Consider the following 394-nt stretch of genomic DNA (forward strand, 5'->3'; position numbering starts at 1 on the left):
CATTCCGGCGGTCAGTTCGTGCAGGTTCCGTGCCGCGTCCACCTTCGGACGCAACACCCCGGCCGCCCGCTCCACCGTCAGAGCGTCCACCACACCGTCATCCAGCACACCCGCCGTATGCACCACGGCGGTCAGCGGGAACTCCTGCGGGAGCTCGTCCAGCACCGCCGCCAAAGCCTCACGGTCAGCCGCGTCACACGCCGCCACCGTCACCCGGGCACCCAGCCCCTCAAGCTCCGCCTTCAGCTCGACGGCGCCCTCGGCCTCCATCCCCCGACGACTCGTCAGCACCAGATGCTCAGCACCCGTACGCGCCAGCCACCGGGCCACATGGCCACCCAGCGCACCCGTACCACCCGGCACCAACCGCTTGACGAACACACCCGAACCACGC

At 70.3% G+C, this 394-nt stretch carries 1 protein-coding gene; it reads right to left on the reverse strand.

Annotated features, from left to right (window positions below; all coding sequences use genetic code 11):
* On the reverse strand, nucleotides 1–394 hold a 394-nt coding region (locus tag IG74_RS47385; RefSeq protein ID WP_158858153.1), incomplete at both ends, for an SDR family NAD(P)-dependent oxidoreductase.

The sequence above is a fragment of the Streptomyces sp. NRRL B-1347 genome (genome assembly GCF_000720325.1).
Classification (GTDB): domain Bacteria; phylum Actinomycetota; class Actinomycetes; order Streptomycetales; family Streptomycetaceae; genus Streptomyces.